At 70.9% G+C, this 24,154-nt stretch carries 26 protein-coding genes; 15 read left to right on the top strand and 11 right to left on the bottom strand.

Annotated features, from left to right (window positions below; all coding sequences use genetic code 11):
- Positions 1-168: 168 nt before the first annotated feature.
- Positions 169-1,284, bottom strand: coding sequence for a sensor histidine kinase (locus tag ACIA5D_RS19415; RefSeq protein ID WP_396031357.1), 1,116 nt, complete (start codon positions 1,282-1,284; stop codon positions 169-171).
- Positions 1,285-1,374: 90 nt separating this feature from the next.
- Complete coding sequence (locus ACIA5D_RS19410; protein ID WP_396031356.1) at positions 1,375-2,337, bottom strand: aldo/keto reductase; 963 nt, start codon at positions 2,335-2,337, stop codon at positions 1,375-1,377.
- Between the two features lie 102 nt (positions 2,338-2,439).
- Here ACIA5D_RS19410 and ACIA5D_RS19405 point away from each other — a divergent pair, with 102 nt between their 5' ends.
- Positions 2,440-3,282 carry a helix-turn-helix transcriptional regulator gene (locus ACIA5D_RS19405; protein ID WP_396031355.1) on the top strand — a complete coding sequence of 281 codons (843 nt, stop codon included), beginning with the start codon at positions 2,440-2,442 and terminating at the stop codon, positions 3,280-3,282.
- A gap of 13 nt (positions 3,283-3,295) precedes the next feature.
- On the opposite strand, the gene glgX is transcribed toward ACIA5D_RS19405, so the two are convergent.
- Positions 3,296-5,404, bottom strand: coding sequence for a glycogen debranching protein GlgX (glgX, locus tag ACIA5D_RS19400; RefSeq protein WP_396031354.1), 2,109 nt, complete (start codon positions 5,402-5,404; stop codon positions 3,296-3,298).
- 62 nt (positions 5,405-5,466) lie between these two features.
- Here glgX and ACIA5D_RS19395 point away from each other — a divergent pair, with 62 nt between their 5' ends.
- Positions 5,467-6,201, top strand: a complete 735-nt coding sequence (locus ACIA5D_RS19395) for an arylamine N-acetyltransferase (RefSeq protein WP_396031353.1) — start codon at positions 5,467-5,469, stop codon at positions 6,199-6,201.
- Here the strand turns inward: ACIA5D_RS19395 and ACIA5D_RS19390 are convergent.
- On the bottom strand, positions 6,167-6,607 hold the full coding sequence (locus ACIA5D_RS19390) for a GNAT family N-acetyltransferase (RefSeq protein ID WP_396031352.1): 441 nt from the start codon (positions 6,605-6,607) through the stop codon (positions 6,167-6,169). The two genes, ACIA5D_RS19395 and ACIA5D_RS19390, sit on opposite strands and share 35 nt — an antisense overlap.
- Positions 6,608-6,772: 165 nt before the next feature.
- On the opposite strand from ACIA5D_RS19390, the gene ACIA5D_RS19385 reads away from it, so the two are divergent.
- The gene (locus ACIA5D_RS19385) at positions 6,773-7,663 is read left to right on the top strand and encodes a hypothetical protein (RefSeq protein ID WP_396031351.1); all 891 of its coding nucleotides are present in this window, start codon (positions 6,773-6,775) and stop codon (positions 7,661-7,663) included.
- Between the two features lie 27 nt (positions 7,664-7,690).
- On the opposite strand, the gene ACIA5D_RS19380 is transcribed toward ACIA5D_RS19385, so the two are convergent.
- On the bottom strand, positions 7,691-8,320 hold the full coding sequence (locus ACIA5D_RS19380) for a maleylpyruvate isomerase N-terminal domain-containing protein (protein ID WP_396031350.1): 630 nt from the start codon (positions 8,318-8,320) through the stop codon (positions 7,691-7,693).
- A 24-nt stretch (positions 8,321-8,344) separates the two neighbouring features.
- Positions 8,345-9,112 (bottom strand): hypothetical protein, encoded by a 768-nt coding sequence (locus tag ACIA5D_RS19375; RefSeq protein ID WP_396031349.1) that lies wholly within the window; start codon positions 9,110-9,112, stop codon positions 8,345-8,347.
- Between the two features lie 56 nt (positions 9,113-9,168).
- Here ACIA5D_RS19375 and ACIA5D_RS19370 point away from each other — a divergent pair, with 56 nt between their 5' ends.
- The 5 genes from ACIA5D_RS19370 (at position 9,169) to ACIA5D_RS19350 (ending at position 14,632) form a co-directional block, all read left to right on the top strand.
- Positions 9,169-9,576: a DUF1810 domain-containing protein gene (locus ACIA5D_RS19370; RefSeq protein WP_396031348.1), complete on the top strand. Its 408-nt coding sequence runs from the start codon at positions 9,169-9,171 to the stop codon at positions 9,574-9,576.
- 22 nt (positions 9,577-9,598) lie between these two features.
- Entirely contained in the window at positions 9,599-11,179 is a 1,581-nt protein-coding gene (locus tag ACIA5D_RS19365; RefSeq protein ID WP_396031347.1) for a purple acid phosphatase family protein, read from the top strand.
- A 269-nt stretch (positions 11,180-11,448) separates the two neighbouring features.
- Entirely contained in the window at positions 11,449-12,060 is a 612-nt protein-coding gene (locus ACIA5D_RS19360; protein ID WP_396031346.1) for an RNA polymerase sigma factor, read from the top strand.
- Positions 12,050-13,216, top strand: a complete 1,167-nt coding sequence (locus tag ACIA5D_RS19355) for a CU044_5270 family protein (protein WP_396031345.1) — start codon at positions 12,050-12,052, stop codon at positions 13,214-13,216. Before ACIA5D_RS19360 ends, ACIA5D_RS19355 begins: the two co-directional genes overlap by 11 nt.
- 42 nt (positions 13,217-13,258) lie before the next feature.
- Positions 13,259-14,632, top strand: coding sequence for a serine/threonine-protein kinase (locus ACIA5D_RS19350; RefSeq protein WP_396031344.1), 1,374 nt, complete (start codon positions 13,259-13,261; stop codon positions 14,630-14,632).
- Between the two features lie 12 nt (positions 14,633-14,644).
- Here the strand turns inward: ACIA5D_RS19350 and ACIA5D_RS19345 are convergent, their stop codons facing one another.
- From ACIA5D_RS19345 to ACIA5D_RS19335, 3 genes are all read right to left on the bottom strand, one after another.
- Positions 14,645-15,178 (bottom strand): hypothetical protein, encoded by a 534-nt coding sequence (locus ACIA5D_RS19345; protein ID WP_396031343.1) that lies wholly within the window; start codon positions 15,176-15,178, stop codon positions 14,645-14,647.
- Between the two features lie 82 nt (positions 15,179-15,260).
- Positions 15,261-15,818 (bottom strand): RNA polymerase sigma factor, encoded by a 558-nt coding sequence (locus tag ACIA5D_RS19340; protein ID WP_396031341.1) that lies wholly within the window; start codon positions 15,816-15,818, stop codon positions 15,261-15,263.
- 154 nt (positions 15,819-15,972) lie between these two features.
- Positions 15,973-16,779, bottom strand: coding sequence for a class I SAM-dependent methyltransferase (locus ACIA5D_RS19335; protein WP_396031340.1), 807 nt, complete (start codon positions 16,777-16,779; stop codon positions 15,973-15,975).
- Positions 16,780-16,979: 200 nt separating this feature from the next.
- On the opposite strand from ACIA5D_RS19335, the gene ACIA5D_RS19330 reads away from it, so the two are divergent.
- The 5 genes from ACIA5D_RS19330 (at position 16,980) to ACIA5D_RS19310 (ending at position 21,201) form a co-directional block, all read left to right on the top strand.
- Positions 16,980-17,720: a DUF899 family protein gene (locus ACIA5D_RS19330; protein ID WP_396031339.1), complete on the top strand. Its 741-nt coding sequence runs from the start codon at positions 16,980-16,982 to the stop codon at positions 17,718-17,720.
- Positions 17,721-17,813: 93 nt separating this feature from the next.
- Complete coding sequence (locus ACIA5D_RS19325) at positions 17,814-19,490, top strand: alpha/beta fold hydrolase (RefSeq protein WP_396031338.1); 1,677 nt, start codon at positions 17,814-17,816, stop codon at positions 19,488-19,490.
- A 95-nt stretch (positions 19,491-19,585) separates the two neighbouring features.
- Positions 19,586-20,200, top strand: a complete 615-nt coding sequence (locus ACIA5D_RS19320) for a dihydrofolate reductase family protein (RefSeq protein ID WP_396031337.1) — start codon at positions 19,586-19,588, stop codon at positions 20,198-20,200.
- Positions 20,197-20,793 (top strand): dihydrofolate reductase family protein, encoded by a 597-nt coding sequence (locus ACIA5D_RS19315; RefSeq protein ID WP_396031336.1) that lies wholly within the window; start codon positions 20,197-20,199, stop codon positions 20,791-20,793. The genes ACIA5D_RS19320 and ACIA5D_RS19315 overlap by 4 nt, the downstream gene beginning before the upstream one ends.
- 15 nt (positions 20,794-20,808) lie before the next feature.
- Entirely contained in the window at positions 20,809-21,201 is a 393-nt protein-coding gene (locus tag ACIA5D_RS19310) for a cupin domain-containing protein (protein ID WP_396031335.1), read from the top strand.
- A gap of 7 nt (positions 21,202-21,208) precedes the next feature.
- Here ACIA5D_RS19310 and ACIA5D_RS19305 read toward each other — a convergent pair whose 3' ends face one another.
- Together ACIA5D_RS19305 and ACIA5D_RS19300 are read right to left on the bottom strand one after the other, a co-directional pair.
- Positions 21,209-22,270: a DNA polymerase IV gene (locus ACIA5D_RS19305; protein ID WP_396031334.1), complete on the bottom strand. Its 1,062-nt coding sequence runs from the start codon at positions 22,268-22,270 to the stop codon at positions 21,209-21,211.
- A gap of 26 nt (positions 22,271-22,296) precedes the next feature.
- On the bottom strand, positions 22,297-22,473 hold the full coding sequence (locus ACIA5D_RS19300; RefSeq protein WP_396031333.1) for a hypothetical protein: 177 nt from the start codon (positions 22,471-22,473) through the stop codon (positions 22,297-22,299).
- Positions 22,474-22,647: 174 nt separating this feature from the next.
- Between ACIA5D_RS19300 and ACIA5D_RS19295 the strand changes: the two genes are divergently transcribed.
- A complete protein-coding gene (locus ACIA5D_RS19295; RefSeq protein WP_396031332.1) occupies positions 22,648-23,370 on the top strand; it encodes an ABC transporter ATP-binding protein in 723 nt (240 codons plus the stop codon).
- Entirely contained in the window at positions 23,367-24,137 is a 771-nt protein-coding gene (locus ACIA5D_RS19290; RefSeq protein ID WP_396031331.1) for an ABC transporter permease, read from the top strand. The genes ACIA5D_RS19295 and ACIA5D_RS19290 overlap by 4 nt, the downstream gene beginning before the upstream one ends.
- The last annotated feature ends 17 nt before the right edge of the window (positions 24,138-24,154 follow it).

Here is a 24,154-nt window from a genome sequence, read left to right as displayed (position 1 = left end):
CTCCAGTTCTACCCGCCACAAATCTGCATCATGCAGCAGCGTCCATCACAGGGATGAGGGTCACTGGGCGGAATTGGTCGAATCGGCCATGACGGGACCGCGAAATTCCGCATAGTAGTGGCGTAAGCGGACTTCAACCGACAAATGCGCAGACATTCGCTGAACGGGCTAGTCGCCACCTTCCGCATCCACCTTCAGCTGGTCCTTCAGGCTCTCGTCGCGGGCCAGGCCGGTCATCACCTGGACGGCGAGCTTGAGGTGGGTGCCCTGGAAGTCGTGACCGAACACCGGCACCGAGGCCCACACCGTGCCGCCGGCCCAGTACAGCCTGCCGACCGGCATGCCGGCGGTCAGCTCGGAAAGTTTCGCGCGCAGCTGCTCACTTTCCTCGACCCCGCCGAGCAGCGGGGAGAGGACGTCCACCATCGGCGGGTTCGCTTTGACCCGTACGACAATCGGGCCGTTGATCGTGAAATCGCCCTCGTCCGTGGTCTCCACCCCGGTCCGGGACATCGTGGCGACGACCGCCCGGACCCGCTCAGCCAGCGGCGGCATGACCGGGCTCTCGGGCATCTCGACCCGGACCGGCGCCGGATCGGGCGTCTCCCGCGTCGCGACGATCAGGCGCTCGGGCAGGGCGACCTCGGCCACGGCGCCCGGCTCGGCGGGCTTCAGCTCGACCCGCAGGCCGTGCCGCCGCGCGAGACGCGCGACCACCGCCAGCCCCAGCGTCCCCTCGGCGTCCCGGCCGCGGCCGGCGAGACGCTCGTTGAGCTCCCGCCGCCGGCCGTCGTCGAGGCCCACGCCCTCATCGGTGATCTCGACGAGCACGCCGCCGTCCTGCCGCCGCGCTTTCGCGACGACGGCGGTGTCGGGCGAGGAGAATTTCGCCGCGTTGTCGAGCAACTCGGCCACCAGATGGACGAGGTCGTGCGCCGCGCCCGCCGCGACCAGGATGTCCGGCTCGTCGACCTCGACCTCGACCCGCGTGTACTGCTCCACTTCGGACTGTGCGGCGCGGAGCACGTCGATCAGGCTCTCCGCCTCGCGCCGGCCGTTCGCCGGCTCGGCGTCCGCGAGCACCAGCAGGCTCTCCTGGCTGCGCCGGATCTGCGTGGCGAGGTGGTCGAGCTCGAACAGATCGGCGAGCCGGCCCGGGTCTTGTTCGGCGAACTCGAGCCGGTCCAGCCGGGAGATGAGCCGCTCGGTCAGCGCGAGCGACCGCCGTGCGGACGTGGCGGAGACGTCGGTGGGCGTCCGCCTGCGAAACAGCCGCAGCCTCATCCGTCCTATTGTCCGCCTTCAATGTCAACTTTGCACTCTCTGCGGACGGCCCAGTTGCGCCATTGCGCCTTTGCGCCTTCGGTGGCGGCTTCAGTTGCCGACGGCCAGGCTCGACATCATCGCGCTGGGATAGCGGTCGCCGCGCGCCGATCCGGCCGGCACCGCCTTCTCGATCTCGGCCAGGTCGTCGTCCGTCAGCGTCAGCTCGGCCGCCGGCAGCGCCTCGGCCAGCCGCTCGCGGGTGCGCGCCCCGACCAGCGGCACGATGTCGTCGCCCTGGGCGGCCACCCACGCGATCGCCAGCTGAGCCACCGTGCAACCCTTGGCCCCGGCGACCCGCCGCAGCGCCTCCACCAGCGCGAGGTTGTGGCCGGCGTTCTCGTCCGAGAACCGCGGCATGTGGCGGCGGTGGTCGCCCGGCCTCGCCCCGGCCGGGTCCCAATGGCCCGAGATCAGACCACGGCTGAGCACACCGTACGCGGTCATCCCGATGCCCAGCTCGCGCAGCACCGGCAGCACCTCGTCCTCGACGCCGCGCGAGATCAGCGAGTACTCGATCTGCAGATCGGCGACCGGGTGCACGGCGTGCGCCCGGCGGATCGTCTCGGCGCCGACCTCGGACAGGCCGAGCCGCCGCACGTACCCGGCGTCGATCATCTCCTTGATCGCGCCCACCGTGTCCTCGATCGGCACGGCCGGGTCGAGCCGCGCCGGCCGGTAGATGTCGATGTAGTCGGTGCCGAGCCGGGTCAGCGAATGGTTCAGGAAGTTCTTCACCGCCGCCGGGCGGGCGTCGGCACCGAGAAACTGGTTGCCGGGACCGCGCAGCATGCCGAACTTGACACTCAGCACGAAACTTTCCCGGTCCCGGCCGCGCAACGCCTCGGCGAGCAGCAGCTCGTTGTGGCCGTTGGCGTAGAAGTCGCCGGTGTCGATCAGAGTGATGCCCGCGTCCAGCGCGGCGTTGACGGTGGCGATGCTCTCCGCCCGGTCCGTCGGCCCGTACGCGTCGGACATGCCCATCGCGCCGAGGCCCAGCTTGTGTGTCGTCATGCCGTCCACGGTGCGCCGGTTTCGCGCCGGGCGGGAGCGGAGAGCTCATCGTGGGAGCGCCGCTCCCTGTCAGCGCGCCCGGACCCGGGGCAGCATGGAGACATGCAGCGTGACCAGCTCGCCGATTTCCTGCGCCGCCGCCGCGAGGCCATCCGCCCCGCCGAGGTCGGCATCACCGACGGCCCCCGCCGCCGCACGGCCGGGCTGCGGCGCGAGGAGGTCGCGATGCTGGCCGGCATGTCCGTCGACTACGTCGTACGCCTCGAGCAGGGGCGCTCCAGCCAGCCGTCCACCCAGCTGCTCGGCGCCCTGGCCCGCGCCCTGCGCCTGTCCGACGACGAGCGCGACCACCTGTTCCACCTGGCCGGCCACCAGCCCCCGCCCGGCGACGGCGTGGCCCGCCTCGCCCGCGCCGGCCTCGTACGGATGCTCGACCTGCTCGGCGACACACCGGCGCTGGTCATCTCCGACCTGGGGGAGGTGCTCGCCCAGAACCGCGCCTCGATGCTGCTGATGGGCGACCACCAGCACTTCACCGGCGATCGGCGCTACCTCGCGTACCGCTGGTTCACCGAGCCGTCGGCCCGCCTGATCCACCCACCGTCCGAGACCTCGCGGCACGCCCGCCAGCTGGTGGCCGACCTGCGCGCGGTGGCCGGCCGCCGCGCCGGCGACCCGGCGGTGACCGGGCTGATCGCCCGTCTGTCCGCGGCCAGCGAGGAGTTCCGCGAGCTGTGGGCCTCGCACGAGGTAGGGGTCAAGCGGGCCGACCGCAAGACGCTGGTGCACCGGCGGGTCGGCCCGATCCTGATGGACTGCGAGACGCTCGTGACGCCCGACCTCGGCCAGCAGCTCCTGGTCCTGACGCCGGCCGACGCCGAGTCCCGCGAGCGCCTCGACCTGCTGCGGGTGCTGGGCACCGAGGAGTTCCTCGCCGCCCCTTGACGACCGGGCCGTCTCAGTACCGGCAGCGGAGGACCTCCAGGGTGTGCCCGGGCACCTGCACCTGCCCACCCGCCCGGGCGGTCCTGCGTCGCTGGGCCAGCAGCGGATCCGCCGTGTTCACCACTACCTCCCACGTGCGCCCGAAGTCCTTCGGCGGCAGCGTGAACGACACCGGATCGCCCAGTGGGTTGAACAGCAGCAGGAACGAGTCGTCGGCGATCGCCTCGCCCAGGGCGTCGCGCTCCGGGATCCCGTGCCCGTTCAGGTACACCGTCATCGTCATGCCGCTCTGGGTGTTCCAGTCGGCTTCGGTCATCGGCTCGCCGTCGCGGCGCAGCCACGCTATGTCGGGCACCTTCGTGTCGCCGGCCAGGTCGCCGGTGAAGAAGCGGCGCCGCCGGAAGATCGGGTGGTCGGCGCGGAGCTTGGTGAGGCGGCGCACGAAGCCGGTCAGGACGTCGGCGTCGCGGGCCGACGGCCAGTCCACCCAGCTGATCTCGTTGTCCTGGCAGTACACGTTGTTGTTGCCGCCTTGCGTGCGGCTCAGTTCGTCGCCGTGCGAGAGCATCGGCACGCCCTGGGAGAGCAGAAGCGTCGCCAGGAAGTTTCGCTTCTGCCTTTCGCGCAGCGCCACGACCTCCGGGTCTTCCGTCGGGCCCTCGACGCCGCAGTTCCACGACCGGTTGTAGCTCTCGCCGTCGCGGTTCTGCTCGCCGTTGGCCTCGTTGTGCTTCTCGTTGTACGAGACCAGGTCCTCGAGGGTGAACCCGTCGTGGGCCGTCACGAAGTTGATCGACGCAACCGGGCGGCGCCCGTCGTCCTCGTACAGGTCGGAGCTGCCGGTGAAGCGGGACGCGAACTCGCCGAGGCCGGCCGGCTCGCCCCGCCAGAAATCCCGTACGGAATCGCGGTATTTTCCGTTCCATTCCGTCCACAGCGGCGGGAATCCGCCGACCTGGTACCCGCCGTCGCCGACATCCCAGGGCTCGGCGATCAGCTTGACCTGCGACACCACCGGGTCCTGGTTGACCAGGTCGAAGAACGCCGCCAGCCGGTCCACCTCGTGGAACTCGCGGGCCAGCGCCGCCGCCAGGTCGAAGCGGAACCCGTCGACGTGCATCTCGGTCACCCAGTACCGCAGCGAATCCATGATCAGCCGCAGCGATTCGTGGTGGCGCACGTTCAGGCTGTTCCCGGTGCCGGTCGTGTCGTAGTAGTACTGCTTGTCGGCGTCGACGAGCCGGTAGTAGGCCGGGTTGTCGATCCCGCGGAACGACAGCGTCGGCCCGAGGTGGTTGCCCTCCGCCGTGTGGTTGTAGACGACGTCGAGGATCACCTCGATGCCGGCCTGGTGCAGGGCCTTCACCATGGTCTTGAACTCCTGCACCTGCCCGCCGTGCCCGCCGAACGAGGCGTAGTCGTTGTGCGGCGCGAAGAACCCGATGGTGTTGTAGCCCCAGTAGTTGGTGAGCCCCCGGTCGAGCAGCACCGAGTCGTGCACGAACTGGTGCACCGGCATCAGCTCGACCGCGGTGACCCCCAGCTCCCGGAAATACTTGATCATCGTCGGGTGGGCGAGCCCCGAGTAGGTTCCGCGCACGTCCTCGGGAATCCCCGGGTGCCGCATGGTGATCCCCTTGACGTGCGTCTCGTAGATCACCGTCTCCCACATCGGGATGCGCAGCGGCCGGTCGTTGCTCCAGTCGAAGAACGGGTTGATCACCACGGACTTCTGCGCGAACGCCCCGGAATCGGCGTCGTTGCGCGACAGCGGATCCCCGAACTGGTACGCGAACAGGGCCTCGCTCCACTCGTTGCGGCCGTCGATGGCTTTCGCGTACGGATCGAGCAGCAGTTTCGAAGGGTTGCAGCGCAGCCCCTGATGCGGGTCGTAGGGCCCGTACACGCGGTAGCCGTACCGCTGGCCCGGCACGATCCGCGGCAGATAGCCGTGCCAGACGAGCGCCTCCCGCTCGGGCAGGTCGATGCGGGTCTCGTTGCCGTCGTCGTCGAACAGGCACAACTCGACCCGTTCGGCGATCTCGGAGAAGACCGCGAAGTTCGTGCCGCCACCGTCGTAGGTGGCGCCGAGCGGATAAGGATTTCCCGGCCACACCGTCATGCCGGCCATGATTCCCCTCGATCCCTTGACCTCAACCCCGGTTCAGCAACGACGCTGTCGGAATGAACGTCGACGCCTATCTGGAGCGTATCGGCGCGGACCGCACGACCGGCCTGCGCGACCTGCACCGCCTCCACCAGGAGACGATCCCCTTCGAGAACCTCAGCATCCACCTCGGCGAGCGGATCAGCCTCGACCCGGACGACCTGTTTCGCAAGATCGTCCAAAGCCGGCGAGGTGGTTTCTGCTACGAGCTCAACGGCGCGTTCGCCCTGGTCCTGGAGGCGCTGGGCCACGACGTGACCCGCCTGGCCTGCCGCGTCAACGGCGGCGATCACCTGGGCCCGCCCTTCGACCACCTGACCCTGCTGGTCGACGGATGGCTGGTCGACGTGGGTTTCGGCGCGCACAGCACGTACCCGTTGCATTTCACCACCCGCGACCCGCAGCCCGACCCCGGCGGCGTCTTCACGATCGTGCCGTCGCCCGACGGCGACGTCGACGTCCTCAAGGACGGACGCCTCGAATACCGCATCGAGATGAAAAAGCGCGACCTGCCGGACTTCATCCCGACGTGCTGGTACCAGCGGACCTCCCCGGACTCCCATTTCACCCGGAACACGATCTGCACGCGCCTCGACGGCGACGCCCGGCTCACCATCAGCGGCCGCAAATTCATCAGGACCAAGGGCGATTCGCGTACGGAGGAAGCACTGCCGACCGACGACGCGCTGCTGGCCGCCTACCGGGAAAGTTTCGGCATCACGCTCGACCGGGTGCCCGGCGCAGCTCGATGAACGGCACTGTGTCTCCCGGAAGCACGTACCTCTCGACCTCGACGAACCCGTGCCGCACCGCGAACCGCAGCCCGTCGTCGTTGGACTCCAGCACGATGGTCTCGATCGTGTTCGCCCCCCACGCCCGCGCGTGCTCGACCGCCCGCCGGTAGAGCTGCTCGCCGAACCCGCGCCGCCGGTACGCGGGCAGCACCCGCGCGATCACCACGCTCGTCCCCTCGGCCGGCGGCCGGACCGTCGAGTTGCCCACCGCCACGTCGCCGAGGTAGGCCACCTCGAGGTGATGGCGGATCGCCCGCTCCTCGACCTCCTCGGCCGACAGCGGCGCGGTCGGGATGATCAGGTTGTGGATCTCCCGCCAGTCCCGCAGCGCCGCCTCGGACTTCACCTGTTCGTAGCGCTGCACGCAGACAGGCTAATCCCGGTACACCGCGACCGCAGCCAGCCCGAGCACCACCCCCCGAAACTCCACAAGCGACTCTCCCGCAGTGTCGGCGACGGCCGCAAGGCACTGTCGCCTCGGCGTCAGCATCGTCGCCGTGGAGCGTCGCCTGCTGGGAGACTGACGGACGTGCAGCCCTCCCGCACGGTCGCGGTGGTGGAGATCTCGGAGGACGGCGTCACCTGCTCCGAGGCCACCGTGGCCGGCCTGCTCCGGCCGGCGGCCGGCAACGCGCCGTGCCGGTGGCTTCACGTGTCCGATCCGGAGGACGTCCCGCCGGCGCTGCGCGTCGCCGAGCCGCGGCCGGGAGCGACGTGGCAACACTTCCGCATCCCGTTCGCGGAGATCCACCGGGACGACGTGTGGGGGCTACACCTGGCGGAGACGCAGGTCGTCGTCCAGGTCACGGACGGCGCGGTGGTCAGTTTCGTCGACGGGCCCGATTCGCCTGCCGTCGAGAGCGCCCGGGCTCGGCTGCGGGACAGCCTCCCCCTGCGGGCCGCCGGGCCGACGGGGGTGGTGTCCGCCCTGCTGCTGGCGGCCGTCGCGTCGATCGGCGCGGCACACCCCGCCGTTGCCGACAACCTCGACCGGGTCACGGACGACGGCGGTTGGTCATGGCGCGCGATCGACATGGCCTTCGCCGCGCGCGAGCAGGCGCTCAGGTTGCACGGCCTGGCCCGGCGGCTGAACACCGAACGGTCCCGGCTGCCCGACGGCATGGCGGCCGCGGAGACGGCGGCGGCGATGACCGAGATGGCCATTCTGGCGGAGTGGGCCGCGGAGGTGTCGAGCTTCGTCCAGGGGAAGGTGGCGATGTACCAGAACCAGACCATGGCCCGGCTGGCCGCGTGGTCGCTGTCGGCCGTGGTCCCGTCGATCCTCATCGCCCTGGTGAGCTTCATCGCGGCGGTGAGCCCCGTCGGGCGCGATCCGATCTTCCTGTGCGTGGCCGCCGTCACCATCGCGGGTGTGTGCCTCGGCGTGTACGTGTTCCTCCGCCGTCGCGGTCTTCTCTGACGCGACGGCCTGCGCCGCGCGGAAGCCTCAGGTCGACAGCACGGTGAACTTCGGCGGCAGCTCGGCCCGGCCGGTCAGGGCCCGCAGCAGCGCGTCGCCCTCGCCGAGGGCGACGGCCAGGCGGGTGGCCAGCGTGGTGGCCTCGGCGACGGCCTCGAGGGCCAGATGGTGCGGTACGCCCGCCGCGCCGGCCGCGTCGATGCCGTGCACGACCAGCTCGAACGTGCGGGTGGGCAGCCAGTCGCGCACGCGCATGCCCCCGGCGGGGGTCGCCACGATGTCGTCGTCGGCCGCCGCGGCCAGGGCGTGGGTGGCCCGGCCGGCGAGCTGGCCGACCAGCGCGGCCGGGTCGTCGCCGAGCAGCGCGGCGGTGGCGCGCGCGTCCTCGCTCGAGGCGGCCACCGCGGTTTCGAGGACCGGCGCGGGCACGCCCCGGCCGAACGCGAAGTACCCCTCGGCGGTGGCGACCTCGACCACGGGCGCGGGGGTGCCGAGCACGTCGGGCACCTGCCGCAGCGCCGAGCTCGCGGTGTGCCCGACGAGCTCGCGCAGCGTCCAGTCGCCGAGGCCGGGGGAGCCCCAGCGATCGGCGGGGATGCGGGCGACGAGGTCGGCGTACGCGACGGCGGCCGATCGATAGGTACGGCGGTAGTCCATGCCGCCACCCTGCCACGCCCCCGCTCACGGCCGGTAGGGCGGCCATTCCTCGGGGGGCTCGGGTTCGTCGGCGGCGCGGTGCCGCCCGCCGCCGGGCGAGTCCGGGTGCGACTCCAGGTAGGCGGGCCGCCGCAGCCGGCTGCTGGTCTCCTGCACGGCGGCCGTGTCGTGCCCGGCCTGCTGCGGCTCCATCGCATGCCGGAACGTCTCCCGGCCGGGCAACGGCGCGCCCGGTCCCGAGGCCACCCCGCCGAGGCCGGGCTCGACGTGCGAAGGGGATGAAGGGGACGGAGCCGGCCCGGCCGCTCGATGTTCGGAAGACCTGGCCTGATTTCCCGACAATCCGGGCATGGTCGGCCCGGGCTTGCGGGGGAGCCCCGACGGCAGCGGCTGATATGTCGACCGATGGGGTGTTTCCTGCTCGCTGCCCGGGCCGGTCCCGAGCGGCGGCGGGGGAGCGGGAAAGGGCGTCAACGGCGTGGGCGGTGGCGGCGCCACGTACATCTGGGGAAGCAAGCCGGCGGCGAGCCGCCTGCGCCGAGCACGGCGCCTCTCCCGCACCAGCAGGATCACCAGGAGCGCCGGCGCCAGGAACACCAGGTGGTACAGGCGTCCGGCATCGACGGACGAGACGACGAGATAGCCGGCCCCGCCGAGGAGCGTGAGCCCGATCACCCCGTCGATGACCCGGGCGTACGACCGCTGACCGAACCCGAGCACGGCCAGCGCCAGCAGCCCGAGCCCGCAGAACCCCAGCAGGCCGGCGTAGGCGTGGAACTCGCCGTCCGACATGTCTCCACTCTCGGCCGGAAACGGTGCAAATGGAGCGCGAATGACAGAATGGCCGGGTGGCTGATCTGGAGCGGTTCGTGGCGGCGCAGGACGGCGTGTACGAGCGGGCCCTCGCCGAGATCGTCGCGGGAGACAAGCGCTCGCACTGGATGTGGTTCATCTTCCCGCAGATCGCCGGCCTCGGCTCGAGCCCGGCCGCCCAGCGCTACGCGATCAGCGGACGCGCCGAAGCGGCCGCCTACCTCGCCCATACCCTGCTCGGCCCGCGCCTGCTGGAATGCACAGAATCCGTTCTGTCGCACCAAGCGCAGTTCTTCGCGTTCCCCGACGACCTCAAGCTGCGCTCGAGCATGACCCTGTTTGCCCAGGTCGCGCACGATCCGGCGCCGTTCCGGGCGGTCATCGCCCGCTTCTACGGCAGTGAAGATCAGCGCACCATCGACCTAATGGACAATCCCGGCTGATCGGGGTGATACGGTCATCCGCGTGCCGGGTATCGACATCCCCAGAATGGGCCTGCCGGACCGTCTCGCCGCGCGGCTGAGCATGGCCGAGCAGCACGGGCTGCTGATCAGACGCCGTACGCTGATAGCCGGCGCCGCCGCGGCGGCCGCCTCGATGGCGATCGGCAGTCCGGCCGCCGCCTTCCTGCGCCGGTCGTCACCCCTGCCCGGCCGGATGGTCGTGCCGTTCGGCCGCCACCTCGCCTGGGGCGCCAACCCGCGTACCGGAATGAACGTCGCCTGGCAGGTCCCGCACCGCGTCACCAAGCCGTTCCTGCGCGTCGGCGACTCACCCGACGCGCTCGGCGAGAAGATCGATGCCGACCTGCGGGCCCTGCACTCCGAGCTCGACGACGTCATCGCCCCCACGAACCAGTACTACGTGCACGCCGCCGCCGAGAACCTGCTGCCCGGCAAGACGTACTACTACGCGGTCGGCCACCACGGCTACGATCCCACCGACCTGTCCGACTTCGGCCGGATCGACTCGTTCACCACCGCGCCGAGCCGCCGCGCGGTCGCCGAGCCGTTCACCTTCACCGCCTTCGGCGACCAGGGGGTCAGCTCGCACGCGCTGGGCAACGACGGCATGCTGATCGCCCAGCGGCCCGCGTTCCACCTGCACGCCGGCGACCTCTGCTACGCCGACGCCAGCGGCAAGGGCCAGAAGGACGACCTGTACAACCCGCGCACCTGGGACCAGTTCCTCGCCCAGAACGAGCCGGTCGCCTCGACCGTGCCGTGGATGGCCTGCATGGGCAACCACGACATGGAGGCGATCTACTCCCACGACGGCTACGGCGGCCAGCGCACCCGGTGGGCCTTCCCGGACAACGGACCCGGCAAGGCAACCGGGGTCTACTCGTTCATCTACGGCAACGTCGGCGTGATCGCGCTCGACGCCAACGACGTCATCTTCGAGCTGGCCGGCAACCGCGATTACACCGGGGGCGCCCAGACCGCGTGGCTCGACCAGCGGCTGCGGTTCCTGCGCGAGCAGTCCGACGTGGACTTCGTCGTGGTGTTCTTCCACCACTGCGCGTACTCGACCACGCCCGCCCACGCCTCCGACGGCGGGGTGCGCAACAAGTGGGTGCCGCTGTTCGACAAGCACGAGGTCGACCTGGTGATCAACGGCCACAACCACGTGTACGAGCGGGCCGACGTGATCAGGAACGGCGTCGCGAAGAGGACCCCGGTCGGCGACACCGTCCACCCCGAGCGTGACGGCACGGTCTACGTCACCGCCGGCGCGGGCGGCCGCGGCCTGTACGAGTTCGACGCCCCCGACTCGTACGCCGGACACGAGCACGACGCCGGCGAGGTGAAGTCGTACGTCTGGGCGCACGGCCGCGAACGGGTCCCCGAGAAGGTCACCTGGTCCCGCGTCCGCTACACGGGCTATTCGTTCCTGGCGGTCGACGTGGAGCCCGCCGACGAGGGCCACACCACGACGATGACGCTGCGCGGGGTGACCGAGGACGGCGACGAGATCGACCGCGTCGTGATCGCCCGCGAGGCCGGCGGCTTCAACCGGAAAATCCTCAACGACAAAATCGCCTGATCGTACGGCCGGGCGACTCCCGCAACCGCAGCGACGACGGCCGGCCGGGTCAGGGGCCGCGAGGCCCATGCCGGGCCGGCCGTCACGCGACTCACGCTGTTTCGTGGTTGCGGCCACCGCCAGCAACAAGCGGTCGCGGTGTCCATCCGGAAGCCTTCCCGCGGAGCCGTGGCGAGTGAGGATGAAGACGGATCGTTCCTCGCGCATAGATACGTGTGGAAGGTAACCCGACGACAGGAGCTCGACGTTATGGAACGGCCAGATCACTGATGGCTGCGGCAACGCAGGCAGCGGCCGGAACGAACGCCGACACGGACGCCGCGGTCATTCGCGCGTCGTTGGCGGATCCGGACCGGTTCGCGCAGATCTACGATCGGTACGCCGCAATGCTGTACCGCTACGCGTACCAACGGGTGGGTCCCGGGATCGCCGACGACGTGGTGGCGGAGGCGTTCCTCGCGGCGTTCCGCGGGCGGGCGTCCTACGACCTCGACCGGCAGGACGCCCGGCCCTGGTTGTTCGGCATCCTCACCCGGGAAGTGGCCGCCCACCAGCGGCGGGAACAGGCGCGCTACCGGGCCATGGCCCGCTCGGCGCACGAAACCGTGCAGGACAGCCCGGCCGACCGGGTGGCGGCCAGGGTGGTCGCCGACGCGGCGCGGGGGCCGCTGGCCGATGCCCTGGCCGGCCTGGCGCCCCGCGACCGCGACGTTCTGCTGCTGGTGGCGTGGGGGCAGCTCAGCTACGACGAGGTGGCCGGCGCCTTGAACATCCCTGCGGGCACGGTCGGATCCCGGCTCAGCCGGGCCCGGCGGCAAGTCCGGAAAGCACTGAGCAAGTTCGACCCGAGTCTGACCATGGGGGAGAACGATGAAATCTGACCTGTCCCTTCTCGAGGAGCTCGGGGCGAGTCTGGCCCCGGCCGATGACCACCCGCCGGCCGAGGTCCGCCATCGGGTGATGAACGGCATGCGGCGCCCGGTACGCCGCCCCCGGCTGCTGCCCAGGCTGAGCGGCGTACACCTGGCCTGGAAGATCGGCGCGCCCGCCGTTGCCGCCGCGGCCGTCGCCGCAGCCCTGGTGGCCGCACAGCCGGCCGGCGCACCGGGTGGCCGGCTCGCGCCACCCGGCCCCGGCGCCCAGGCCGGGGGGAGCGCCGTGCCGCAGGCCCCGCCGGGCGCTGAGCAGGTGTTGCTGCTGGCGGCCCAGCACGCGGCCGCCACCCCGGCGATGGACGCCCGGCCGGGCCAGTTCCTGTTCATCGACTCCGTCGAGGTCGAGTCGACGATTGACCGGAAGGGCCGGACCACGGTCTCCGGGCCGCTGCGCACCAGGACCTGGCTGTCGGTGGACGGCACCCGCGACGGGCTGGTGATCCAGGACGCGCCGTCCCGGAAGGCGCCCACCCGCACCCACATCGACGGCTGCACGAACGGCAAGCAGGCCGAGACGATCGACCGGCCGGAGACCACGCCCCAGGTCGCCTGCACGCCCGAGCCCGCCTACCGGCCCGGCCGCATCCCCACCGATGCCGACGGCCTGCTGGCGTACGTGTATGCGGTCGCGGCCGCCGAACCGGCCTGGGTGTCCATCGGCGCCGGGCCGGACGGACTGCCCCGCGGATTCGTCCGGCTCTCCGACGACCAGCGCGCGTTCAACGAGATCGCCGAGATCCTGTACAAGAACCATCTGCCGGCCGTGCAGGAGGCCGCCTTCCGGGCTGCCGGGCGGATCACCGGCGTGCAGGTGCGCCGCGACGTGACCGATGCCGCCGGACGCGCAGGCGTCGCGGTGACGCGCACCGAGGCGGGCGCGCGTCAGGAGCTGGTCTTCGACCCGGCCACCTACCGGTATCTCGGGCACAACATCATCGCGGCCGCGTTCGACCTGGCCGGCGCGAAGGTGGTCCGCTCGCCGGACATCGGCAAAGGGTCCGCGCAGTTCCGGCCGGGACCGAACCCGGAGCCGGGCGAGGTGATCTACAAGTCCGCGCTGCTGCGGATCGCCATCGTGGACAAGGCCGGGCAACGCCCGTGAACATGGCCGGGACGACGGCGACCGCACGGCTATGCTCAGGCCGTGGTGACCTCCCCGGTCCGGATCGGGTCGTACCGCATCGAACGGTTGCTCGGCATCGGTTCCTTCGCGACCGTCTGGCTGGGATACGACGCGTCGCTGGGCGCCCGTGTCGCGATCAAGGTCCTGGCCGAGAACTGGAGTCACGACCTGCGGATCCGCGAGCGGTTCCTCGACGAGGCGCGGATGCTCTGGTGGCTCGACGACGATCGCATCGTGCCGGTGTACGCGCTCGGGGAACTGCCCGACGGGCGCCCGTACTCGGTGATGGCCTGGGCCGACGGCGGCAGCCTGCGCGACCGGCTGGCCGGCGGGCCGATTCCCGTCCGGCAGGCCGGACCACTGCTGCGGGAGATCTGCGAAGGCGTGGCGGTGCTGCACAACCACGGCATCGTCCATCGTGACCTGGCCCCCGGAAACGTGCTGTTCCGGTCCCGTTCCGCCGGGTCCGGGCCGGGATCGCCCGCCGAACAGGTCGTCATCGCCGACCTGGGACTGGCCAAGGCGCTCGCCACCGCCTCCGGTCTGACCGCCCGCGCGGGAACTCCGGGCTACATGGCGCCCGAGCAGGACGATCCGGCCGCGGTCGTCGACCTTCGCACCGACGTCTACGGCCTGGGCCAACTCGGCATCCGGCTCCTCGGCGCACCGGTGCGCCGCCGCCCGGACGATCCGGTGCGGCTGCGCGCCGGCGTGCCGCGCAAGGTCGCCGATGTGCTGCGGGTGGCGACGGCGCAGCGGCCGGCCGGCCGGTACCGGGACGCCGGGGCGATGGCGGAAGCCCTGGGCCGGGCCATGGCCGGACCCCGGGCGAGACCCCGGGCCCGCGCCGCGACGCGGGCGACGATGGCGCTCGCGTCCGCCGCCACGGTGTCCGCGCTCGGCTTCGACGTGGTGGGCGGCGGCTTCTCGCAGCAGCCCGGAGTTGCGGTCGACGCGACCGGCCGGATCTCGGTCCGGCTCCCGGAGGGGTGGAGGTCCACGACCGGGCGGTGGTCCTGGCCCGCCGACCCGGGCGGTCCGCGATACCCGGCGCTCCTGATATCGGCCGACCCGGCCCGCTGGCGCACCGACGACGCCGTACGGGGCGCGTTCATCGGGCTGGCCCGGGACGGCCCGGCCGGCCGCACGCCGGCCGCTCTCGTCGGCCGGCTTCCGCACGCCGACTGCGTCCCGGCTCAGGTGCGCCACAGCCGGCAGGCCGGCATCGACTGGGTGATCGCCGCCTTCAGCTGCGCCGACCAGCGCGGCCAGTTGGTGGAGGCGGCCGGCACGGGGCCGGCCGGGGCCGGCTTGGTGTACGTCCAGATCGCACCACCGGCGGACAACGCGTCGGCCTTCGTCGACACGCTGCTCGCCGGGGTGCAGGTACGGTGACGGCCCGAGGGGCTAGCTGACCACCACCACCGTGATCGTGTACGTCTGGTCGTCCTGCGGAATCGTCACGGTGACCGTTCCCGCCCGGACGAAGCGCAGGTCCACCACGCCGCCTTCGTAACTCTGCGACACCAATGACCCCGGGGCCGCGGTCACCATCCCCGGCCCGATCCCCTGCAGACGCAGGACCCCGCCGGTGTGGAAACACATCGACTTGACCAGGTCCAGCACGGTGTTGCGCAGGTCCAGGTCGTGCCGGACGGCGCCGTAGCAGGTGCCGGTCGGCTTGGTGGCAGTCGGCTTGGTGGTGTGTGGCTTGGTGGTGCTTGTCTGCGCCGGTCTCTGCCCGGCCGGCTGTTTCGTGACGCCGGGTCCGGGGCTTCCGGCCGCAGCCGACGCGCTGGGCGTCGAATCCGGAGTCTGGCCCGGCGTGGCAGCCTGCGCGGGCCGCGGCGAAACCGGGTCGCCACAAGCGGTCAGCGGAATCGTTGCGATCAGGGCGAACGCACCGGCGCTCGCAATGTGACGGATTCGGGAGTGCAGCACGACAGCTCTCTTTCGTTGTCATTGTGGTCTGTCACTCGGTTAGTCACATCGGCACCGCCTTTTGTTCGCGGCTTTGTCAAGGTCATCGCGGCCGGTGGTCGTTCAGGCGAAGACGCAGCCGGCGCCGGGCCTCGTGGATGCGCGACTTCACGGTTCCGTCCGGGATGTCGAGGAGCGTGGCGATGTCGCCGTAACTCAGCCCGAGCACATCGCGCAGGGCGGCCGCCTCCGCGTATTCCGGGGGCAGGCCGCCGAGGGCGTCGAGCAGGTCGAGCCGGGTGCCGGCCACGACGCTGGTGCGCCGCGGGTCGGGCCGGTCGGGCGGCGGAGCGCCGGCCACCTCATCGCCGTGCCGACGCCGGAGCGCCTGATAGGTCGACCGGGCCCGATTCGCCGCGAGACTGTGCAACCAGGTGCGGAAGGTGGAGCGGCCGTGAAACTTCCCGATGCCGCGAGCCACCGCCAGCAGCGTGTCCTGACACGCTTCCTCGGCGTCCTCACGGTTCGGAAGGAACCGCCCGCACAGCCGGAGCGTCTCGGGACGCACCGCGACCAACAGCGCGTCCAGCGCGCTCGGGTCTCCGGCCGACGCCGCTCGCGCCAGCGTTTCGATGTCGGTTCGGTCGAGTTCGACAGCCACGGGATACGCCATTCACGGAGCATGCGCTCATACCGCGACTTCCCTCGAAGTCCGCTGCGAGATCGGCACGTAGCCGGTACCTCGCAAGCGACGGCGGCGTCGCCAAGCCGGCCAAACAGCCGTCACGCTCCGTACGATCCCCGCCGTTGGGGCGTCAGAATCGGAACCGCACGATGCGGCTGGACCGTTTGAAGCCTGGCAACAGATTCATCAGGCGGAACATGCGGCGTATGGTCGCGGGCGCCTTGGCCATCAACACCGGCGAGTCATTCATCGGCGCCTCGTCGATGTATTCGAGTCGCGGGTGCCAATCGGCCAGCGCGGCTGGGTCATTGAAGCCGCAGTGGAACTGGGCGTTGTACTTACGCCCGAGTGGATCCCATTTCGACGCTCGCCATGCCGAGACCGAAACCGTGTCGAACTGTATCTGGCCGGCGGGGAAGGCGTCGATGATGCTGGTCAGCAGCAGCCGGGCGTCGGCCTCGGTCAGGTAGGGCACCAGTCCCTCGGCGATCGCCAGCACCGGCCGGCCACGGGGAATACGCTCCAGCCAATTCAGGTCGGTGACGTCGGAGCCGATCAAGGTGCAGTGCTCGCGCGCCGGCAACAGTTCCTGCCGCAGTTCCGTGACGGAGGGATAGTCCAGGTCGTACCAGTCCACGGTGGCAGGCGGATCGATCCGGAACACCCGGGCGTCAAGGCCGCAACCCAGGTTCAGCACGACCGCCTCGCGATGATCGGCAAGGAAGCTCCGGGCCCAGTCGTCGAGAGCCTTGGCGCGCACCACGGCGGCGAGGCCCAACTGGCTGGTACCGAATCGTCCCTTGTCGTAGGCGGGGTCGAGGCTGCGCATCACCTGCTCGGCGTATGCGTCGCCGAGGATCGGGACTGGCAGCCGGTTGTCGAGCGCCTTGGCCTTGAGGACGGGGCTGAGAGTCTTCTGAACTCCAACGAGTTCCACGTCGGCAACAATACCTTCTGACGGGTGCACGTTCGTCGATGTCATTGGGCCGGGAGTCGCCGTTCGGTTTGACGAAGCACTTATGCGGCGTGCTGGTGGCGACTTCCTCATGTGGGCGACGGACAATGGGCTCGATGTCGAATCCCGTGTGGTCCCGCTCGTTGGTTGGGCGAGCCCGCAACGACCGCGTGGAGGCGATCATGAACGACCAAGCACCCAGCTCCGCCCTCCCGCCTGTGGTGGACAGAAAGACCTGGCAGGCGGCGCGGGAAGCACTGTTCGCGCGGGAGAAGGCACACACCCGCGAAGGGGACGCGATCGCGGCGGCGCGGCGGCGGCTGCCGATGGTGGAGGTCGACGCCACCATCGAGGTCATCGGTCCCGGCGGGCCGGTCACGATCCTCGACGTCTTCGAAGGCCGCAAGCAGCTCATCGCGTACTTCCACGCCTGGTGGCCCGACCAGCCCGCCGCGGAGCAATGCGAGGGCTGCACCTTCTTCAACAGCCAGGTCCGCGAGCTGTCCTACATCCATTCCCGCGACGCCACGTACGCCACGCTCTGCAAGGGACCGTACGACCAGAGCATCCGGTACCGGGACTTCCTGGGCTTGGACATGCCGTGGTACTCGGTCGAGAAGACGGCGGCGCAACTCCTGGAGGGTCGTGACTGGCAACGCCACCACCTCGTCTGCTACGTCCGCGACGGCGACCGGGTGTTCGAGACGTATTACACCGGCGGTCGCGGCGTCGAGGCCATGGCCCCCACCCACGGGCTGCTGGACATGACCGTCTACGGACGCCAGGAGACGTGGGAGGACTCGCCCGACGGCTGGCCCCAGCCCTGGGGTGACGCCAGGAATCCCGAGGTCTGGCGTACCGACGGACGCCCCATCGCCCAGTGGTCCCGCATCGGAGCCGGACGCTCCGACGAGCTGACCTGAGGATCAGCCGAGCAGCACGTGGACGGAAGCTGAGAGGAATCTGGACGATTTTGGTGACCTCGGCGTGACGCGTCCATCTGTATCAATATCTGCATGACACGACACACAGGAATTGTCGCCGGGATCGGGGTGCTCGTCATGGCGGCCGGGGCAGGGCTCATCGCCTTCGCCCCGCCGGCCGGGGCGAGCACGGCGCCACCAGCGGTGACGTGGAGCGACTGCGTGGCCTACTCGGACGAGACCCTCGAAGCGATGGGTGTCCCGCCGGAGGAGTTACCCAGGATCCGGGCGCTGCTCGCCCGAACCGACTGCGGCGCCGTCCGGGTGCCGCTCGACTACAACCGCCCGAACGGCACGAAGATCACGGTCGCGATCAGCCGGCTCCGGGCTACCGACCAGCGGCACAAGCTGGGCAGCATGGCGGTGAACCCGGGCGGGCCGGGCGGCAGCGGCTATCTGATGCCGCACGAGCTGGCGCTGACCAGCCCGCAGTTCGAGGCGCTCGCCGAGAGGTACGACCTGATCGGGTTCGACCCGCGTGGCGTCGGCTACAGCACCCGGGCCGCATGCGCGCGCCCGGGCCGCGACGTCACGCCGCCCGAAATCCCGGCCGGGCCGCTCACCGGGGAGACCGCCAAGAAGATCTACGACTTCCAGGTTCTGCAGAACCGGACCTGCTGGCAGAGCGATCCCACCTTCCTGGGGCAGCTCACCACCGCCAACGTGGCCCGCGACCTCGAGCAGGTGCGCAAGGCGCTCGGGCAGGAGAAACTCGGCTACTTCGGCGTCTCCTGGGGAACGCTCCTCGGCCAGGTCTACCGCAGCCTCTACCCCGGGTCGGTGGGCCGGATGTGGCTGGACAGCGTGGTCGGCCCGACCGCGAACCGGCTCGACTCGCGCTTCCACGACGTGACCGCCGCCGACGAGGGCAAGATTCCGCGCTGGGCGGCCTGGGCCGCGCACCGGGACGCGACGTACCACCTCGGCGACACCGCCGAGGAAGTGATCGCCCTGGTCAAGCAGCTGAAGAGGAAGCTGGACGCGGCGCCGATCGTGTTCAGCGACCTCGACCAGCCGCTCGACGGCAACCTGGCCGCCTTCCTGGCCGTCGCGCCCAGCCCGCTGTGGGCGGAATCCACGCCCGCGCTGGCGGCGCTGACCACGGCGAAGACCGGCGACCCCGTGCCGGACGCGCTCCGGCCGATCCTCATCGGGGACGGGCCGCAGGAGCCCACCGAGCCGCCCGCCGACCTTCCCGAGCAGTTCAACGACGCCGCCGGCCGGGCGATCCTGTGCAACGACGACACCAGCCCGCACGACTTCCCCACCTTCTGGAAGACGTACCGGAGCTGGCAGCGGGAGTTCCCGATCACCGCGGGCCTGGCGCCGTTCACCCAGATGTGCGCCGGCTGGCCGATCCCCGCGAAGGAACCGTTCCAGCTGCGCAAGTCGAACGCTTCGCTGCAGCTGTCGGGACACCGGTGGGAGAGCCCGACGCCGTTCCCGTGGATCGCCCAGGTGCAGGCGAGGATCGGCGGCACCGCGTTCACGGTCGAGGACGACATCCACGGTTCGGTCGCGCGGGTGCCGCAGTGCACCGAGCACCTCGAGGCGTACTTCCTGACCGGCCGCCCCGACTCCGGCGGCTGCGACGGCGTGACGCCGCCCTCCGACGCGGCCGCCTCGACCGCGACCGTCGCCGCTGAGTCGGCGCCGGTCAGCACAGGCTGGGCGCCCTCCGGCAACCGCTGGAGCTGGCGCAAGCATTGATCCGTCCCACCGCGGTGGCCGGTCTTCCGGCCGGCCACCGCGGTTCGGTCTGCCCCCAGCGATGATTCTCGAGACGCTCGGCGGTCTACCTGGTCATGACTGAGGTGGCAGGCAAGGTTCGGCCCTACATGTCGATGTCGGTCGACGGGTTCATCACCGGCCCGGACGATGGGCCTGACCGGGGCCTTGGGGTGAACGGGGAACGGCTGCACGCCTGGTTGAGCGACGGCTGTGTCGACCCGGTTTCGCATCGTCCCGCCGGCAGCGGCGCGAACGCCGAGGTCTTCGACGAGGCGATGGCGACCGGCGCGGTCGTCACGGGGCGGCGCACCTTCGATCACGCCGGCGGGTGGGCCGGTGATCACCACGACGGCGTGCCGGTGTTCGTCCTGACCCGCTCGGTTCCTGACGAGCCGGCGACGGGGCACGTCCGATTCGTCACCGACGTCCGGTCCGCCGTGGCGCAGGCGAGGGAGGCGGCCGGGGGCCGGGATGTCATGATGCACGGCGCGTCGGCGGCGGTGGCGTGCCTGGCGGCCGGGCAGCTGGACGAGATCGAGCTGCACGTCGTACCCGTGCTGCTCGGGCAGGGCCGTCGCTTGTTCGACGGCCTTCCGCCGGATCAGGTGGAGTTGGAGTTGCTGCGGTCCCGGGAGGGCTCGGGCGTCCTGCATCTGCGCTACCGCGTCGTCGGGGGAGGCCGGTCATGAGCAGGATCCGCGTGGACATGACGATGTCGCTGGACGGCTATGTCACGGGTCCGGCCGACGGGCCGGACGCGCCGCTGGGCACCGGCGGGTTCCGCCTGTTCAACTGGCTGGACAAACGGAACGACCCCGGGCCGAGCGGCGAGGTGTTCGCGGAAGCCATGGCCACCCGGGCGCTGATCTCCGGCCGCCGGACGTACGAGCTGGCCGGCCACTGGGGCGGTGACCACCACAACGGTGTGCCGATTCTCGTCCTGACCCGGGAGGTCCCCGACGAGGCGCCGCCGGGCACCGTCCGTTTCGTCACCGACGTCGCCGAGTGTGCCGCGCTGGCCCGGGCCGCGGTCGGTGACGGGGTCGCCATGGTGCACGGAGCCGGTGCGGCGCAGGCCCTGCTTCGCGCCGGCGAGGTCGACGAGCTGGACCTGCACGTGGTTCCCGTGCTGCTCGGTCGCGGCCGTCGCCTGTTCGATCACCTCACGGCCGAGCAGGTCGAGCATGTCGAGCTGCAGCTCATCCGGCAGGTGCGTACACGTGAGGTCGACGATCCGGGCCAGCACGTGTTGCACCTGCGCTACAAGACCATGCCTGGCTGAGGCAGTCTGGATCGTATGGATCAGCCCGTGAACCTCAGCCAGGCGCTTGCCTCCTTCGACGCGATCTACAGCCCGCGGATCGTGACCCGGGTCAACGACTACGACGTACGCATCGCGCACACCCGGGGCGACCACGTCTGGCACGTCCACCACGACACCGACGAGTTCTTTCTCGCCCTCGACGGCCAGTTCGATGTGGCCCTCCGCGACGGTGATGGCGCCGAACGAACGGTGACGCTGCATGCCGGTGACGTGTTCGTCGTACCCAGGGGCACCGAGCACAAGCCGTCCTCTCCCGGTGGCGCCATCCTGATGTTCGAGCCCACCGGGACGTCCACCACCGGCGATCAGCACGACGGCGCGGTACCGGACCACGTCGACAGCACTACCGGTCACCCACTGTCCTGATCGAGCGTCAACCTGATCCGCCATCGGCCGGCGGGGCCTGCAGATCCGCTCGTACGCCGAGCAGCCGCACCGGCCGCGTCAACTCGAACTTGCCCAGCACCGCCAGTGCGGCGTGAGCGATCACGGCGGGGTCGGTGGTCGGGCCGTCGCGTAGCTTCGCCTCGCGGGTCTGCGTGAAGAACGACGCGGTCCGCACCTTCACACCGACCCGGATCACCCGCCGGCCGGCCGCGGTCACCTCCGCGCCGAGCGCCCGGGCCAGCATGGTGAGCTGCTCCTCGATCTCGGTGCGCTCGGTCAGGTCGCGGCCGAACGTGACCTCCTTGCTGCGCGACCGGGCGACCCACGGTTCGGTCGTCAGCTCGGTGTCGCCGCCACCGCGGGCGACGACGACCAGCCACGTGGCGGCCCGCGGCGGGAAGCGCTGGGCAAGTGTTTCGAGGTCGGCCGCGGCGAGGTCGGCGACCGTCACGACCCCGAGCTCGCCGAGCTTCTTGACCGTCCTGGGTCCGACACCCCACAACTCGCCGACCGGCCGTTCGCCCATCACCGGCATCCACGTCTCACCGGTCAGGGTGGCGATGCCGGACCGATCCCTCTTGGCGAACCGCGCCGCGATCTTCGCCTGGTTCTTGTTATGGCCGATCCCGATCGCGCAGGTCAACCCGGCCCCGTCGAGGACCGCCGCCCTGAGCTCGGTTGCCAGTCGCTGGGGATCGTCGATGTCGCCACCGACGAACGCCTCGTCCAGGCCCCACACCTCCACGCGTACGGGAAAAGCCCGCAGTATCGCCATCACCCGGGCCGACGCCGCCTGGTAGGCCGGCATGTCCGTGGGCAGGAACACGGCGTCGGGGCACTTGCGGGCGGCGAGCCGGATCGGCATCCCGGAGTGCACGCCGAGCTCCCGTGCCTCCCGGGACGCGGTCGCCACGACCGTCCGGGCCTGGGTGGGATCGCCCGAGCCGCCCACGATCACCGGCTTGCCCCGCAGCTCGGGCCGGCGCAGCACCTCGACCGACGCGAAGAACTGGTCGAGATCGACGTGCAACAACCAGGCGCCGCTCACCCGACCAGTATCGCCACAGCGCGCGTCTACCGGCGCAGGTTGCGTGGATGCTTCTTGGCGGTTCGTTCGTTGCCGTGTTTGTAGTTGCCGGTGATGCGCGCCATCAACTCCTGCGGATCTTCATTTTCCACGTCGACCAGGAATCGGGCTGCGGCGGCGCCGCGCAGCACAGCGGCCGGGCGGCCGTGGTGCAGCACTTCCACGTCCCCGTTCTTGCGGAGTCGATACGTGAATCCCTCAGGTATACCGGACATCGCCGCATCTTCCCCGTTGGCAGATCCACGGGCCACCCAGTTAAGGCGGGGCGGAAAACCCCCAGGCGAAGTCGGATGGTTTCCGGCTTCTGGCCCCGGGCGGCGATGCCTAGCGTCGATCGTGTGATCGAACTACGTGAACTGACCAAACGCTACGGCGGCCGGATCGCCGTCGACGGGCTGAGCGTCGCTGTCCAGCCGGGCGTGGTGACCGGCTTCCTCGGCCCGAACGGGTCCGGCAAGTCGACGACGATGCGGATGATCCTCGGCCTGGACGCCCCGGACCATGGCGAGGCGCTGATCGGCGGCGTCCCGTACCCGGAGCTGAACTGGCCGTTGAAGGCGGTCGGCGCGCTCCTCGACGCCGGGGCGTTCCATCCCGGCCGCAGCGCCCGTGCGCACCTCGCCGCGCTGGCCGCCAGCAACGACATCCCCGGTTCCCGGGTCGAGCAGGTGCTGCGCACCGTTGGTCTGTCCGATGTGGCCGGGCGGCGCGCCGGCACCTACTCGCTCGGCATGCGCCAGCGGCTCGGCGTCGCCGTGGCCCTGCTCGGCGACCCGGGCGTCCTGCTGCTCGACGAGCCGGTCAACGGGCTGGATCCGGAGGGCATCCGCTGGATCCGGGATCTGCTGCGCGGACTCGCCGCCGAAGGCCGGACCGTGTTCGTGTCCAGCCACCTGATCGCCGAGATGGCGCTGACCGCCGACCGGCTGGTGGTCATCGGCCGCGGGCGGCTGCTGGCCGAGACCACCGTCGCCGCGCTCGCCGCCGGCGGCGACAGCCTGGAGGACGCGTTCTTCCGGCTCACCTCGCAGGACACCGACTATCGCGGAGTGGCGTCATGAGCAGGTACGGATTCCGGCATGCGGCCCGGATGGAGCGGATCAAGCTGGGCAGTGTCCGGTCGGCGTGGTGGCTGGCGATCGCGGCGGTGGTCGCGATGGCCGCGGCCGGGACCGGGGTCGGCCTCGGGTACCGATCGCACACCCCGGTCGCCACCGCCGCCCAGATCCTCGACAACAGCCTCGGCGGCGCCATTGCGGCCCAGCTGCTCCTCGGAGCGCTCGGCGTGCTGATGATGACCGGCGAGTACGGCACCGGGATGATCCGCTCGACGTTCGCGGCCGTCCCGCGGCGCCGGACCGTCCTGGCCGCGAAGGTCGCCGTGGGCGGCGGCGCGGCTCTCGCCGTAGGCCTGGTCGCCAGCTTCGCCGCTTACCTGGGCGGGCAGCTCGCTATCCGCGGCACCGCCATCCCGGCCGCGTCCCTCGGGGACTCGGCGAACCTGCGCGCGGTCGTGCTGACCGGCGTGTATCTTGGCGCCACCGCGCTGATCGGGGTCGGCATCGGGACGATCGTGCGGCACTCGGGCGCCGCGATCGGCACGCTGTTCGGCCTGATGTTCGTCCCGATGATCGTGGCCGGCATGTTCGGCGAGGGCGCCATCCCGGTCGGCCGCTTCCTTCCGCTGCTGATGCTGCTCAACTCGATCGCGGTGACCTCGCCCGTACCCGGGCTGTTCTCCGGCTGGATCAGCGCGCTGCTGATGTGCGGGTACGCGGCGGTGGCGATCCTGTGCGGCGGCGTGCTGCTGCGCCGTCGCGACGCGTGAACAGCGACAATGGGCTG

This window comes from Actinoplanes sp. NPDC051513, from assembly GCF_044454685.1.
Taxonomy (GTDB): domain Bacteria; phylum Actinomycetota; class Actinomycetes; order Mycobacteriales; family Micromonosporaceae; genus Actinoplanes.
Note: the sequence above shows the minus strand (reverse complement) of the source record. Positions and strands in the feature narration are given on the sequence as shown.